Genomic DNA, 14,525 nt, shown 5'->3' on the forward strand with positions numbered 1-14,525 from the left:
ACGGAGCGTCCCGGGTCCGGACGGGCGGATCGGGGAACCCGGATGCCGGGGCGTCCCCTCCCGTCGTGGGACCATGGGACGGTGACCGAGCTCCCTCCCGACCCCTCCCGCGCGCCGTCCTCCACGGACAGCGGATTCGAGATCCTCGCCCGCCACGGCGAGAAGGCCCGGGCCGGGGTGATCTCCACGCCGCACGGCGAGATCGCCACCCCCGCCTTCGTCCCCGTGGGCACGAAGGCGACCGTCAAAGCAGTGCTCCCGGAGTCGATGAGCGAGCTCGGTGCGCAGGCGCTGCTGGCCAACGCGTACCACCTCTACCTCCAGCCCGGTCATGACCTGGTCGATGAGGCCGGTGGCCTGGGCGCCTTCATGAACTGGCCCGGCCCCACCTACACCGACTCCGGCGGCTTCCAGGTGATGAGCCTCGGCGCCGGCTTCCAGAAGGTGCTCTCCAGCGAGTTCTCCGGCGGGGAGAAGGCCCGCACCTCCAACGGCGAGGACGACGCCGTCCGCGAGGGCAAGGAGCGCCTGGCGCACGTCGACGACGACGGCGTCACCTTCCGCTCCTTCATCAACGGCGACGAGCACCGCTTCACCCCCGAGATCTCGATGCAGATCCAGCACGGCCTCGGAGCGGACATCATGTTCGCATTCGACGAGCTGACCACCCTGATGAACTCCCGCGGCTACCAGGAGCAGGCGCTGGAGCGCACCCGTCTGTGGGCGCTGCGCTGCCTCGCCGAGCACGCCCGCCTCACCGAGGAGCGCACGCACCGCCCCTACCAGCAGCTGTGGGGCGTGATCCAGGGCGCCCAGTACGAGGACCTGCGCCGTCAGGCCTCTCGCGACCTCGGCACGATGGACGTGGCGGGGCAGGCCTTCGACGGCTTCGGCATCGGCGGAGCCCTGGAGAAGGAGAACCTGGGCACCATCGTCGGCTGGGTGACCGATGAGCTGCCCGACCAGAAGCCGCGCCACCTGCTGGGGATCAGCGAGGTCGACGACCTCTTCGTCGCGATCGCCGCCGGCGCCGACACCTTCGACTGCGTCTCGCCCTCGCGGGTGGCGCGCAACAGCGCCGTCTACACCGCCACCGGGCGGGTGAACCTCACCGGTGCGAGGTACCGCCGCCAGTTCTCGCCGATCGACGAGACCTGCGACTGCTACACCTGCACCCACTACACGGCCGCGTACGTGCACCACCTGTTCCGGGCCAAGGAGATGCTCTCCTCGACCCTGTGCACGATCCACAACGAGCGCTTCGTGGTGCGCCTGGTGGACCGCATCCGCGCCTCCCTGCTCGACGGCGATTTCGACGCCCTGCGGGAGGAGACCACCGGCGCCTACTACGGCTCCCCGCGGTGAGGCGCGGATGAGCGGACACGCAGACTCAGTTGCAGCCGCCGACGGCCTCGAGCCCGAGGACGGCGGGAGCCGGGACCGGGCCACCCTGATCGGCCTCGCCGTGGTGCTGCTCGCCGCCGCCGGCATCTGCGCCCTGCTGGGGAGCCACTTCCTGCTCGGCGCGCTGCGCCTCGCGGCCGGGATTCTCGCCGGGCTCGGGCTCGGAGCGGTGCTGCTCGCCCTGCTCCCCGCCCGGCTCGCCGTGCGCCCGCGAGTGCTCGTGGCCGGTGCGACGGCGCTCGCGACGATGCTGGTGCTCACCGTCCCCGCCGTGATCGCCACCCGGGTGGCGCCGCTCGCCGATCAGGCGGTCCTCTCGATCCCGGCGCTCGGAGAGGGCGATGCCGTCCACTCCCTCCCCGCCCCGGACAGCCCGGTGCTGGTGCGGCGCGCCGACGGCTCCGCGCAGGTGCTGATCGGCCAGGTCCCGCACTCGATCGAGGCCACGCCGCACGACGTCCTCGCGCTCTCCGCCGACGGCCGACGCCTGGTGCGCGCCACCGGCGCCTCCACCGAGGTGATCCTGCTGGACCCCACGGCCTCCACCGCGGACGGCTCCCTGCCGAGCCGGAGCTTCGAGGGCACTCCGATCGCGCTCGACGGGGACCGGCTCGTGCAGCGCACCTGCTCCGACGGGCTCTGCCGGAACTCCGGCTACGACCTCGGCGGGTCGGAGGAGCCGCTGTGGGTGGTCAGCGCCCCGACGGAGACGCGCGGCGCCGACCCCGTGGGCCTCGAGGTCGCCGCCGTCCCCGGAGAGGCCCCGGGGCTCCTGGACGCGGCCCGCGCCACCGGGGTGATGCCCTCGGTGCCGCTGAGCTTCGACCCCTCGCAGGGCTGGGTCCAGCTGGACCCCGGCTCGGGGATCCCCGTCGGCCGCATCCTCGCCGGCGACGAGGAGGAGTGCCGCATCGCCGCCACCGCCGAGGCGGTCGCCGCCCAGGACCCCCTGCAGGCCTCCCCGCTGGTGATCACCGCCTGCTCCGCCGAAGACGGCGCGCTCACCGCGACCGCCTTCCGCGACGGCGAGGTGCTGTGGGAGTCGGCGGCATCCCCCGTGGGGACCTGGGACGTGCGGATCGACCACGGTCGGGTGCTCGCCAGCGGCACCGAGGCGGGCGGCGATGCACCGGGCGAGATCATCGCGACCGAGCAGCGGGCGGCCTGGACGGCCCCGGGCGGCGAGGGCGTCGCGCAGGCAGCCGCGTTCACCGCCCGGATCGGTCTCGACGGCACGGCCATGGTCGTCTCCAACGAGAGCGGCCAGCTGCTCGCCTACGAGCTCGCCGACGGCGCCAACACCTGGACGCTGCCGCTCTCCACCTCGGAGGGAGAGGTGCGCGGAACTCTCTCCGCAGGCACCGCGGTGGTGCTTGACGGGGTCCGACGGGAGCGGCCGCTGGAGCCGCGCAGCACCCGTCTGCTGCGGGTGATCGACGTGGCCACCGGAGAGGTGACCTCGACGGATCTCGTCGCCGCGGAGGTGAGCGCGATGCGCGCCGTGGGCGGGGGCCGGGCGCTGGTCACGGTCGGGGACGAGACGCTGCTGCTCGGGGCGTGAGCGGCTGAGCGTGAGGCGCGGCGCCCGAGACGTACAGCGCCCCGGACCTCTGCAGAGGTCCGGGGCGCCGGTGCCGGTCAGGCGAGCGATCTCAGGCGGAGAGGTTCTTCCTGGCGGTGCTGTGGACCAGGAAGGCGCCGACACCGATGATCACCGTCATGACGAGGGCGTGCAGGATGCCCGCCACCGCCGTGGTGACGTAGATGCTGGAGCCCGGCTCGTCGACGGACCCGCCCATGATCCCGAAGACGACTCCTGCGAGGAAGACCGTGATCCAGTAGAGGACCGCGGAGAGGGGGATGGCGGCGGCGACCACGATCCCGCCCACGCGGGCTCGGGAGCGTCCCATCACGGCGGCGGTGATCCCGAGGGCGAGCAGGGCGAGAGCCACGATGAAGTTCACGCCGTACAGCAGGAGGCTCGCCAGGCTCGACCCGATCCCGGCGGCGCCGAGCTCCTCACCGGCGTCCGAGGCGGCCATGTCCTCCGCCCCGATGAGCGTGGTGAGGTTGATGCCGAGGCGCACCAGCAGCAGCACAGCGGTCCCGATCAGCAGGATCAGGCCGATCAGCTTCACCCGGCGCCAGTTGACCCCGTTGCCCGCCTCGAACTGCGGGCCTGCGAAGCCGGTGCTGCCCGGGTACCCACCCGGAGCGCCGGCGGGCGAGGCCTGGCCCCACTGGGGCTGCGCGGGGGCCGCCGGAGAGGGCTGTCCCCACTGAGGCTGCTGCGCGGGAGCCGCGGGGGAGGCCTGACCCCACTGGGGTGCGGAGGCCGGCTGCTCCTGCTGGCCCTGCCCGAACTGCTCCTGCTGGCCCCACTGGCCCTGCTGACCCTCGTGCCCCTGCTGGCCCCACTGGCCCTGCTGGCCCTGCTGGCCGTTGTCCGGTCCGTACCCCTGAGTCATGCTGTCCCCTCTGTGCGGGTCCGTCGCAGCGGCTGCGCGGTCCTTGGAATCCTGCGTGGTCACGACGTCACGGCGACGTCCGTCCCAGGGTATCGGGCGTCGCCGTGACGTGGGTCGTCGGCCTGCGGCTCAGACCGTCCCGGGGGAGAGGTGGAAGGCGAAGGTCTCCTCCCGTGCGGAGAGCACGTACTCCGGCAGCGGCTCCGGGCCGCAGGCCGCGGATCCCACGCCGTGCAGTGCGGAGGACAGCGTCACCCAGGTGCGGCCGTCGGCGCGCAGCGCCCCGTCGTGCGCCCGGGCATCGAGCTCGGCGGTGGACCACGGACGCGCAGCCAGCCCCAGCCCCTCGGGCGCCCGCACCTCGAGCCCGGCGCCGCCGGCGCCGCGAAGGTGGGCGCTCACCACGCCGGCGCGGTTCCCGTTCTCCTGCGGGAACACGTACGGGACCTGGAGCTCCGCGAGCGTCGAGGTCCAGAGGCCGAAGGTGGTGCCGCCGCCGGTGTCCGGGTAGGACTCGTGCGGGCCGTAGCCCTCGTACTCCACCTGGTCCGGCGCGGAGGGCAGGGCGAAGGTCCAGCCGATCCGCGGCAGCGGAAGATCCGCGGGCCAGAACGCGGAGGGGGTCACCGTGACCTCCACGCCGACCCCGTCGGCCGTGCCGCTCCAGCGCTCGGTGACGTCGGCGCCCAGCGCCGATCCGTCCAGCCCCAGGCGGCTGCGCACCACGAGGGCGTCGCCGTCGGCCGTGATCTCCGCCAGACGGCGGCGGGCATGGTCCAGGCCGATCCGCTTCCAGCGGGCCTCGAGCGGGGCCCGGGTGCGGGCGCGCTCGTTGTCCACCGGGGCGCGGTAGAGGTCCGCTCCGGCGTGCTCGATCTCGAGCTCCCCGAGACCCACCAGGCGCCCGAGGTCGTCGAAGCGTGCCGGACCGAGGCTCCAGGTGCCGTCCTCGGCGCGCACCGGCGCGACGGCCCCGTCGGCCGACGGGGTCTGTGCGGCGCGCAGCCGCTCAGCATCGACATGGTCCGCGGCGACGACGAGGTGGCCGGCGGGGACCGGGCCCTGCACCTCGCGGGTGGTCAGGCGCACCGTGGTGGCGGCGCCGTCGTGCACCGGGAGGGCCACCTCGCCGCTCTCGCCCGGGGCGATGGCGGGCAGCTCGATCTCCTGCCAGGTCGCCTGGGCGTCGAGGGACACCTCGGCGCGCAGGTGCGTCAGGTCGCTGAAGGCGTAGCGGTTGGTGATCCGTGCGCCGCCCGCGCTCACCTCGAGGCCCACCGGGGAGTAGTGGTGCTTCGCGTCCAACAGCGCCGGGGAGGGCGTGCGGTCCGGCAGCACGAGCCCGTCGGCCACGAAGTTGCCGTCGTGCAGGCGCTCGCCGAAGTCGCCGCCGTAGCCGTAGATGCGGTTGCCCTCGGCGTCGGTGGTCTCCAGGCCGTGGTCGATCCACTCCCAGATGAAGCCGCCGTGCAGCGCCGGGTGCTGCTCGGTCAGCGCCATGTACTCCTTCAGCGAGCCGGCGCCGTTGCCCATCGCGTGGGCGTACTCGATCCACAGGAACGGCTTGGTCAGCGCCGGCGGATCCGCGAAGTGGCCGTCCGGCACGTCCAGGGCGAAGCTGCGCAGCATGCGGGTGAGCTTGTCCTGGTACTCGGGGGACAGGTCGCGGCGGCCGATCTGCGCGGACTCGTCGACGGTCGGGTACATCAGCGAGAACACGTCCACGTACTCCGCGGCGTAGTCCTGCTCGTAGATCACCGGGCGGGTGGGGTCGGTCTCGCGCACACGGGCGACCATCGCCTCGGTGACCGGGCCGGAGGCCGCCTCATTGCCGATCGACCACATGATGATCGAGGCATGGTGGCGGTCGCGGCGCACGAACCGCTCCGAGCGCTCCACGAGCGAGGCCTCGAAGAGCGGGTTCTGCGCCGGGCCCTCGGCCGCGCCGGTGCCGTCCTCGCCCCAGGTCTCGTCGGCGTGGAAGCCGTGGGTCTCGAAGTCGCCCTCGCAGATCACGTACAGCCCGGCCTCGTCGCACACGTCGAGGAAGCGCTGGTGGGGCGGGTAGTGGGAGGTGCGCACGGCGTTGAGGTTGTGCTGCTTCATGAGCGCGACGTCGAGGTCCTGGTTGCCCTCGTGCTGGGTCCGGCCCACGAGCGGATCCGCCTCATGACGGTTCACGCCGCGGAACACGATGCGCTCGCCGTTGACGCGGAAGATCTCGCCGTCCACCTCGACGCGGCGGAAGCCCAGGCGCAGCGTCACGGTCTCGGCGCCGGTGCTGATCGTGGCGTCGTACAGGTGCGGGTCCTCGGCGGACCACGGCCGCACCTCGCCGAGATCGACGGCCTCGGCGCCGGTGGCGGCGGAATGGCCCAGCGCCGGGATCTCCACCGTCGCGGCGAGCTCGGTGCCGTCGGCCGCGAAGGCGGTCGCCCGCAGCGAACCGGTGCCGGTCGCCGGGTCGAAGTCCGCGACCGTGACCAGGTCGTGGATCCCGCCGACGGGCCGCAGCAGCAGGTCCACGCTGCGGAAGATGCCCGAGGCCCACCACATGTCCTGGTCCTCGACGTAGGTGTTCACCGACCACTGCACCACGCGGACCTCGAGCAGGTGCTCGCCGGCGGTCGTGAGGGCGTCGGTGACGTCGAACTCCTGGGTGAGGCGGGAGCCGGCGGTCACGCCGACCTCGGCACCGTCGATCCAGACCTTCGCCGCGGAGTCCACGCCCTGGAAGCGCAGCAGCACGCGCGCCCCGGCGGCGAGCTGCTCGGCCCACTCGGCCGGGGTGGCCAGGGTGCGCGAGTAGTGGCCGGTGGGGTTCTCGTCCGGCACGTGCGGGATCTCGCGCGGGATCGGGTAGATGACGTTGGTGTACTGCGGGGCGCCGTGGCCCTGGAACTGCCACAGGCCGGGCACCGTGATCTCGCCTGCGTCGCCGAGGTCGCTGCCGTCGGCCCGGGTGCCGTAGCGGAAGTCCCAGGTCCCGTCGAGGTTCAGGGCCGGAGCGTCGGAGCGCAGGTGCGCGCGGCCGGCCAGGCGGTTCCGGCCGGCGGGAAGCTCCTCCCACCAGCGGTCGGTGGGATCTTTGATGCCGGCGGACCGGCTGTCGGCGGACTGCTGCGGGGTGCTCATCGGTGAGGCGTCTCCTGGACTCGAGGCCGGCGGCTGGCCGGGTTCGTGAACGTTCACGGATCAGCGTACCCGGATTCGCCCGCCGCGTCGCCGCCCGATCGCGCGCCGGCGGTCGGGCGGTTCTCGGGTCGACGGGCGGTTCTCGCGCCGACGAGCGGTTCTCGCGCCGACTGTCAGCTGGCGAACCACTTTCGGGCGGAATCTGGTTCGCCAGGTGACAGTCGACGCTCGGACGACGGGTCGGCCCGGCCGTCGGCGGTTCGTTGGCCGACTGTCAGCTGGCGAACCACTTTCGGGCGGAATCTGGTTCGCCAGGTGACAGTCGGGGCATGGGGCATGGGGCATGGGGCATGGGGCATGGGGCATGGGGCATGGGGCGCGGGGCGCGGGGCGACGGGCGCCGCGCGGCGATCGGCTGATGGCGGCACCCCGCCGGCGGGCTCGACGGTAGACTCTCCCCTCGTGACCACGACCGAGCCGAACCGGTGGACCGACCGCCGCAGCGACGCCGTGTCCGCGCGCAAGGAGGCCTACGAGCAGCTGCGCCGGGCCAGCACCTGGCGCCTGCTCGCGGCCACGAAGGCGCCCGCGGTGCTCGCGATCCTGCAGGCGACCTTCCCCGCCGGCGACCGTCGGCTCCCGCGCAGCGAGCTCATCGCCCGTGTGGGGGCGCATCTCGCCCTGCTGCATGACGAGGACGGCGCCGAGGAGTCGGAGCTCGCGACCGGCGATGCCGGCGAGGACCTCGATCCCTCCGAGGGCGAATCCCGTGGCGGCCGCACCGCGGCGGAGTACGTGGACGGCTGGGTCCGCGAGGGCTACCTGACCCGTCGCGACGACCCGCAGCACACCGAGACCACCTTCGAGCCGTCCCCGGCCACGATCGACGCGATCCAGTTCATCGCCTCCCTCGAGGAGCACCGCCCCACCACCACGCAGTCCCGTCTGCAGCTGGTGGTGCAGCAGTTCGAGCGCCTCGCCCAGGAGACCGAGACCGACCGCGACGTGCGCCTGGCGGACCTGCAGCGTCGCCGCGAGCGGATCGAGGCCGAGATCCGGGACCTGGCCGAGGGCGAGCTGATGCTCCCCAGCCCCGAGGCGTCGACCGACCGGCTGCGGGACATCCTGCAGATCGCGACCGAGCTCTCCGGCGACTTCCTGCAGTACCGCGAGGACCTGCGCGCGGTGGACCTGCACCTGCGCGAGCAGATCCTCTCCCCGGAGGGCTCGCGCGGCGAGATCCTCGAGCAGCTGCTCGCCGGAGACGACCTGCTGGGTCAGTCCAGCGTGGGCCGCACCTTCACGGCGTTCTTCCGCATGCTCAACGATCCCGTGCAGACCCGCACCACCCAGGAGCTCGTGGATCGTCTGCTGGAGCGGGACTTCTCGCGAACCCTCGGCCGGGACGAGCGGGAGCGCCTCGCCAACGTGTTCAGCGACCTCTACGAGCCGGCGCAGGAGGTGCTGGACGTCAAGACGGAGCTGTACCGCTCGCTGGCCCGCTTCGTGCGCTCGCAGGACTTCCGCCAGCACCGGGTGCTGCTCGAGGCGCTGCAGGAGGCCCAGGGCCTGGCGCTCGCGCAGAAGGACGAGGTGCCCACGCGCAGCCCGTTCCCGCTCGAGCTGGACCTCTCGCGCGCCCAGCTGGGCTCCGTCTCCCAGCACCGACTGAAGGACCCCACCGACCCCGGCGCCCCCGCCGAGGCCGAGGTGCACGACGCGACCTCGCTCAGCGTCGAGGTGCTGCAGGACCTCGTGCGCACCAACGACATCGACATCGTCGGCCTGACCTCGGACGTCAACTCCGTGCGGGGCCGCAGCGGCCAGGCCTCCCTCGGGGACGTGCTGCGCGAGCGGCCCGCCGAGCAGGGTCTCGCGAGCGTCATCGGGCTCATGTTCCTGGCGACCAACCACGCCCAGCGGCGCGAGGGATCCACGGAGATCGTCACGTGGCGGGAGCTCGACGGCAACGACTACGCCGCGAAGGTGCCCGCCTTCTACTTCCTGGACGACGTCCCGGTCGACTGAGCGCTGCTCGCACCCGCCCGCTCAGCGGGGCTCGGGCCCATGGGCGCGCAGGCTGCGGGCGATCACGGCGAAGGCCAGCGCGCTGCCCGCGTGGATCCACACCACGACCGACAGAGCGCTCTGCGCGTGCTCGTGGGCGGGCCCGGCGAGGGACCAGAACAGGCCCCCGAGCAGCGCCACCCCGAGCGTCAGGCCGAGCTGCTGGACCGTGGCGAACAGTCCGCTGCTCACCCCGGCCGCCCACGGCGGCGTGCGGGAGAGCACCGTCTGCAGGACAGGGCCGAACATGAGCGCCTGGACCACTCCGAGCGGGATCAGCGCCCACTGCAGGGACGCCACGTCGTGGTGGCCCGTGGTCACGAGCACCGCGATCGCGGCCAGGACCACCGCCTGGGCGAGGCCGGCCGCGGCCATGGTCCGCTCGTCGGCGGCGGGGATCAGCCGCGGCAGGGCCAGGGAGGTCGCGATGAACGCGATGCCGAAGCCGAGCACCAGCAGCGCCGGGCCCAGCGATCCCAGCGTGTACCGCAGCTGCGCGAAGGCGGAGAGCTCGTACAGCAGCGCCCCGTAGGTCGTGAAGAACAGCAGCGTCATGAGCAGGCCCCGGCGCACCACGGTCAGGCGCAGCACCGCCGGCGGCACCACGGGCACGACGCCGGCCCGTTCGGCCCGGCGCTGCAGCGACCAGAACCACGCCAGCAGTCCGGCTCCCGCGGCGAGGGAGAGGACGGTCCACACCGGCCAGCCGAGCGAGCGGCCCAGGGTCAGCGGCACGACGATCGCCAGCAGGCTCGCCGCGAGCACCCCGGCGCCGGCCGCGTCGAGGGAGAGCGGAGCGGTGGAGCGGGTACGCGGCACGAGGCGCAGCCCGGCCACCCCCACCAGGGCGATGAGGCCGGTGAGGACCTGCACGGCGCGCCAGCCCACGTGCTCCGGCAGCGCGGCGGCGAGGGCGCCGGCCGAGATCTGGCCGATCACGGTGCTCGCTCCGCTGACCGCGACGAACAGCATCAGGCCGCGGGAGCGGGCCGACCCGGTGGAGGCCGACTGGATCGTCGCGAGCACCTGCGGGGTGAGCAGACCCGCGGCGACCCCGAGCAGGACCCGGAGCGTCACCGCGGTGGTCAGGTCCGGGGCGAGGCCGGTGGCGGCGCTGAGCAGGGCGACGCCGAGGCCGCCCATGAGCAGCAGTCGCCGTCGACCCCACCGGTCGCCGAGCCGCCCGGCGATCACGAGGCTCGCGGCGAAGGCCGTGGTGTACGCCGCGAGCACGAGCTGCTGTCCGGCCCCGTCGGCCCGGAGGTCGCGGCCGATGGCGTCGGCCAGCACGTTGACCGCGCCGAAGGTGAAGTTCACCGGGGCATAGCTGATCAGCAGCACGGCGAGGCCCCAGCCGGTGAGCGCCGCAGGAGCCGGAGGCGGCGCGATGGGCTCGGAGACGGGGGAGGGGGCGATGAGGGGGTCGGAGGACATGCCTCCACGGTCCTGCCGCGCGCATCCTGGGACCAGGAGCCTGCTCATACGGGTACCAGCACCACCTGGCTGTCGGCGGCCGGACGGCGCACACTGGAGGACATGGAGTCCTCCGCCGACCGACGCAAGCAGCTGGGTGCCTTCCTCCGGGCACGCCGGGAGAAGGTCACCCCTGATCAGGTGGGCCTGCCTCCGATGGGCCGACGGCGCACGCCGGGGCTGCGCCGCGAAGAGGTCGCCCAGCTCGCCGGCATCGGCACCACCTGGTACACCTGGCTCGAGCAGGGCAGGGCCACCGGGGTCTCGGAACAGGTGCTCGAGGCGGTGGCCCGAGTGCTGCGGATGTCCGACGCCGAGCGCCACCACCTGTTCGTGCTCGCCGACCGCGGCCCGGTCAAGCACGCCCCGCTGATGACCCTGCGCCCCGAGCACGCGGCGCTGATCGAGCAGCTCCTGCCGTTCCCCGCCGCCGTGCAGACGGACGCCTACGAGATCGTCGCCTCCAACCGGATGTACCGCTACCTGTTCGGTGATCTGGACGCGCTCCCGGTCGGCGACCGTAACTGTGCGTGGCTGATGTTCACCGATCCCGTCTGGCGCGGGAGCCTCGTGGACGAGGACATCGTGCTGCCCGAGATCGTCGCGCGCCTGCGCGCCCGTCGGGCGGAGCATCGCGACGAACCGCGCTGGGTCGCGCTCGTGGAGCGCCTGCTCACGCACTCCGAGGACTTCCGTGCGCTGTGGGAGTCCTACGAGGTCGCCGACGATCGGCCGCGACTGCGTCAGTACGACTCCCCGCACGCCGGGCTCTTGGAGGTGCACTTCCAGAGCCTGTGGATCGATCCTGATCGGGGGTCGCGGATCATCGTGATGGTCCCGGCCGACGAGACGACCCGGGAGCGGCTCGAGCGCTTCGCCACGCTGATCGAGGCCGCGCCGGCCTGGACGGCCCGGGAGGATGCGGTGGCGACGCTCGCGAGCTGACCTGCGCCTCGGCTCAGCGCTCGGGAGGCCCTGACGGCTCGTCGAGCTCGGCGAGGGAGGCCGATGCCGCGCGGCGCAGAACGTCGAGGTCGACGCCATGGTCCGCCATCCGGCAGCCCCGCCCGTTCGGCTTCACGGCGATGCCCTCCTGCTCCCAGTGCGGCAGAGCGCGTGCCAGGAGGGGGTGGTCGCCGTAGCTGTTGGCGACCCGCCACCACGGCACGCCCGAGCCCCAGGTGCCCATGATCCGTCCGACGAGCCGGGGACCCACGCCCACGATCGATCCGACCTCGCCGTAGGCAGCGACCTGCCCAGCAGGGATCGCCTCGACCACGCGGAGCACGCGCTCGACCGTGAGGTCGTCCATGCGGGTGCGCGGGGGAGGGGTGGCCATGGCGTCAGTCTGGCACGGGCGGACAGGACGACGGCGGCCCGGGACCTCGTCATGAGGTCCCGGGCCGCCGTCACCGGTGGGAGGCCCTGGTCCGGGCTCCCGTCATGCTCCGCTCAGCCGCGGTGCGTGCCGTCCTCCGGGTCGCCGAACTCCGGCGCCTTCGGAGGCTGCTCGCCGTTCTGCTGACGACGCAGCTGCTCCTGCTGCCGGAAGAACGGGTCGTCCTCCTCGACGCTGCTGTCACCGCCGAACGTGCGGTACTCGTCGGACCGGCCCTGCTGGCGGACATCCTCCTGCTGGCCGAGGGTGCCGCTCTCGCGACGCTCTGCCTGCTGGCCGTATCCGTCCTGCTGTCGGTACGGGTCCTGCTGGCCGAAGCCGCCGTCCTGCTGAAGGGTGGCGTCGGACTGACCGTACGCGTCCTGCTGACGGAATTCGTCGTCCTTCGGGGTCTCGCCCTGCTGGCCGAAAGCCCCGCCGGTCGCGGCGCGATCGGCCCCGACGGCGGAATCGTGACGGGCCGAGTTCTCGCTCAGGGGCTCGCCGTGGCCGAGCCCGTCGTTCTCGCGACGCTCTGCCCGCTGGCCGTACGCGTCCTGCTGGCCGAACCCGTCGTCCTTCCGGGCCCTGTCCGTCTCACCGAACGCTCCGCGGTCCTCGTCGCGATCGATCCCGAGGCCGGAGCCGTGACGCGGCGAGTCCCCGCTCACGGGCTCGTCCTTGCCGAGCTCCGGACCGTCCTGCTCGCGCTGGTCGAACGGCTGCCCCTGACCGTCATGGTGGCCGAACTGCTGTTCGGCCGGAGGGGTCTGGCGGCCATCCGTCGTCTGCGGAGAACCGAACTGCTGCTCGGCCGGCGGTGTCTGCTGCTCGCGCAGCGGGTCGCCCTGCGGAGCCGCACTCTGCTCACCGGCAGCAGGGACCTCGCCCCGCTGCGCGGCATGCTGACCGCTGGTGTCCCCGCCGGGACCGCGATCGGTTTCGAGCCCCCGCACGTCATTGCGACGCTCTCCGGTCGCCGTCCGGCCGTGCTCACCCGCAGCGGTGGAGTCCCCGATGGGGGTCGCGGCGTGCTCGCCCCGGCCTTCTCCGCGATGCTCGCCGGCCACGGGCTGACGATGCTCGCCGGGAGCGTCGGTGGTGCCTGCCGGGGTGACCCCGGCATCGCGGCCGACCTCTCGGGACTCATCGGACACGGGTCGACCCTGCTCGGAGTCGGTGGACGAGGAGCCGGCCGCAGCGGTCGCTCCTGCGCCGGCCCCCGCTCCTGCGCCGACCGCACCCGCCGTGGCGGCCGTTCCACCGGCCCGGTGGTCGGGGCTCGACGTGGGCGTGCTCTCGGCACGCGTCGCGTCGGTCGTGCGCTCGGGGGAATCCCCGGTCAGCGGGTCCTGGTCCGCCGTGCGCGCGGCGCGCCGACCATGGCTCGCGTCCTGGTCGGCGGTGACGCCGTCGCGAACGCCGTCCTGGCCGGCAGCATCCGGAGCCGCCGATTCGCCACCGAGACGGTCGGTCTCCCGACGATCCAGGTCATGGTGATCCTCGCCGAGGCTGTTCCGGCTCTGGCCGGCACGGTCCTGGGGGAGGCGGTCCTGGGCTGTCCCGGCCGGTGCGGCGCGGTCCGTGCCGACGCCGTCCTGGCCGGCGGTGTCGCGGCGCGTCTCCGGAGCGCGGGTCTCTCCGCGCTCGTCGACGCCGGTGCGCTCATCGGCCCCACGGGCCTCGTCGCCGTTCCGGTCGTGCGACGCCACAGCGGCGCCTGCACCGACCCCGGCGACACCGGCAGCGCCGGCGGCCACGGCTCCGCCGTGCCCGCCACGATCCTTCTCGGAGGTCCCGGCCTCGTCGACCGGTCGCTCCTCCCCCACGGTGCGATCGCCGGTCGTCCCGGCGTCGCCCGAGCGGGGCTCGCCCGCGTGCGGATCCTTCTGGGCGGTGCGGTCGCCGACGTCGGGATCCTGTCCGGCAGCAGCAGCGCTGCCGGCGTCCGCCGCACGGTCTCCGGTCGAGCTCGAGTCGCCCGCCCGGCGGCCGTCAGCCGTGGCCGCGGAACCATCGGCGGTGCGCTCATCGCCGAGGGCGCCGTCGTCGTCCACAGTGCCGGCACCGGCGGCTCCGGCGGCGGCGCCGTCACCGCGTGCGGTGCTGCCGTCGCGGGTCGCGGAGTCGTCGACGTCCGGGTCCAGGCGGTCGGCCTCGGCGCGCTGGGCCTCCACGCTGCCGCGCTGCTCCTCGACCTGTGCGCGCTCGCGCTCGGCCTCGGACTGTCGGCGCTCAGCCGCGATCTGCTCCTGCTCGGCCTCCTTGGACTTCCGCTCGGCCTCGAGGCGGGTGCGGTCGGCGTCGAGCTCGGTCTCGCGCGCCTTCAGATCGCGTTCCTGGACCACCTTCTCCTTCTTCTGCGCCTCGTCGCGGAGCTGCGCGGCGCGGCGCCTGTCCTCCTCCTGCTGTCGCGCCTTCTTGCGCTTCGAGGACATCACACCGAGGACGATCAGGATGATCAGGATGACGAGCACCAGCACGACGATCCCGATGATGAGGGGTGTGGACAGTTCCATGGTCGGCTCCTTGCGGTCGACTCCTCCGCACGGTGAGCACGGAGGTCTTCCTGCGTGTATCGGCGATTCCATCAGATATAC

At 73.3% G+C, this 14,525-nt stretch carries 9 protein-coding genes; 4 read left to right on the plus strand and 5 right to left on the minus strand.

The features are described 5' to 3' along the window. The first annotated feature begins 42 nt into the window (after window positions 1-42). Together tgt and CFK41_RS03220 are read left to right on the plus strand one after the other, a co-directional pair. Entirely contained in the window at window positions 43-1,365 is a 1,323-nt protein-coding gene (gene tgt / locus CFK41_RS03215; RefSeq protein ID WP_407641137.1) for a tRNA guanosine(34) transglycosylase Tgt, read from the plus strand. A gap of 7 nt (window positions 1,366-1,372) precedes the next feature. Then, entirely contained in the window at window positions 1,373-2,965 is a 1,593-nt protein-coding gene (locus tag CFK41_RS03220) for a hypothetical protein (RefSeq protein WP_151904658.1), read from the plus strand. A 91-nt stretch (window positions 2,966-3,056) separates the two neighbouring features. On the opposite strand, the gene CFK41_RS03225 is transcribed toward CFK41_RS03220, so the two are convergent. Further along, window positions 3,057-3,872, minus strand: coding sequence for a hypothetical protein (locus tag CFK41_RS03225; RefSeq protein WP_174705955.1), 816 nt, complete (start codon window positions 3,870-3,872; stop codon window positions 3,057-3,059). A 129-nt stretch (window positions 3,873-4,001) separates the two neighbouring features. Beyond that, window positions 4,002-7,007, minus strand: coding sequence for a glycoside hydrolase family 2 TIM barrel-domain containing protein (locus tag CFK41_RS03230; RefSeq protein ID WP_096798376.1), 3,006 nt, complete (start codon window positions 7,005-7,007; stop codon window positions 4,002-4,004). Between the two features lie 462 nt (window positions 7,008-7,469). Here CFK41_RS03230 and CFK41_RS03235 point away from each other — a divergent pair, with 462 nt between their 5' ends. Beyond that, a complete protein-coding gene (locus tag CFK41_RS03235) occupies window positions 7,470-9,035 on the plus strand; it encodes a DUF3375 domain-containing protein (protein WP_096800915.1) in 1,566 nt (521 codons plus the stop codon). 21 nt (window positions 9,036-9,056) lie between these two features. On the opposite strand, the gene CFK41_RS03240 is transcribed toward CFK41_RS03235, so the two are convergent. Further along, window positions 9,057-10,508, minus strand: a complete 1,452-nt coding sequence (locus CFK41_RS03240) for an MFS transporter (RefSeq protein ID WP_096798377.1) — start codon at window positions 10,506-10,508, stop codon at window positions 9,057-9,059. A gap of 102 nt (window positions 10,509-10,610) precedes the next feature. Between CFK41_RS03240 and CFK41_RS03245 the strand changes: the two genes are divergently transcribed. Then, window positions 10,611-11,492, plus strand: a complete 882-nt coding sequence (locus CFK41_RS03245) for a helix-turn-helix transcriptional regulator (RefSeq protein WP_096798378.1) — start codon at window positions 10,611-10,613, stop codon at window positions 11,490-11,492. Between the two features lie 13 nt (window positions 11,493-11,505). Here CFK41_RS03245 and CFK41_RS03250 read toward each other — a convergent pair whose 3' ends face one another. After that, window positions 11,506-11,886, minus strand: coding sequence for an MGMT family protein (locus tag CFK41_RS03250; RefSeq protein ID WP_096798379.1), 381 nt, complete (start codon window positions 11,884-11,886; stop codon window positions 11,506-11,508). A gap of 113 nt (window positions 11,887-11,999) precedes the next feature. After that, window positions 12,000-14,444: a hypothetical protein gene (locus CFK41_RS03255; protein WP_096798380.1), complete on the minus strand. Its 2,445-nt coding sequence runs from the start codon at window positions 14,442-14,444 to the stop codon at window positions 12,000-12,002. Window positions 14,445-14,525 lie beyond the last annotated feature (81 nt).

Origin of the sequence: Brachybacterium ginsengisoli (assembly GCF_002407065.1) — a bacterium.
GTDB lineage: Bacteria > Actinomycetota > Actinomycetes > Actinomycetales > Dermabacteraceae > Brachybacterium > Brachybacterium ginsengisoli.

What these genes read in the sequence shown, in the direction of transcription:
- CFK41_RS03230 (WP_096798376.1), bottom strand. Translation starts at nt 7,007, where the DNA reads ATGAGCACCCCGCAGCAGTCCGCCGACAGCCGGTCCGCCGGCATCAAA.
- CFK41_RS03240 (WP_096798377.1), bottom strand. Translation starts at nt 10,508, where the DNA reads ATGTCCTCCGACCCCCTCATCGCCCCCTCCCCCGTCTCCGAGCCCATC.
- CFK41_RS03220 (WP_151904658.1), top strand. Translation starts at nt 1,373, where the DNA reads ATGAGCGGACACGCAGACTCAGTTGCAGCCGCCGACGGCCTCGAGCCC.
- CFK41_RS03255 (WP_096798380.1), bottom strand. Translation starts at nt 14,444, where the DNA reads ATGGAACTGTCCACACCCCTCATCATCGGGATCGTCGTGCTGGTGCTC.
- CFK41_RS03245 (WP_096798378.1), top strand. Translation starts at nt 10,611, where the DNA reads ATGGAGTCCTCCGCCGACCGACGCAAGCAGCTGGGTGCCTTCCTCCGG.
- tgt (WP_407641137.1), top strand. Translation starts at nt 43, where the DNA reads ATGCCGGGGCGTCCCCTCCCGTCGTGGGACCATGGGACGGTGACCGAG.
- CFK41_RS03250 (WP_096798379.1), bottom strand. Translation starts at nt 11,886, where the DNA reads ATGGCCACCCCTCCCCCGCGCACCCGCATGGACGACCTCACGGTCGAG.
- CFK41_RS03225 (WP_174705955.1), bottom strand. Translation starts at nt 3,872, where the DNA reads ATGACTCAGGGGTACGGACCGGACAACGGCCAGCAGGGCCAGCAGGGC.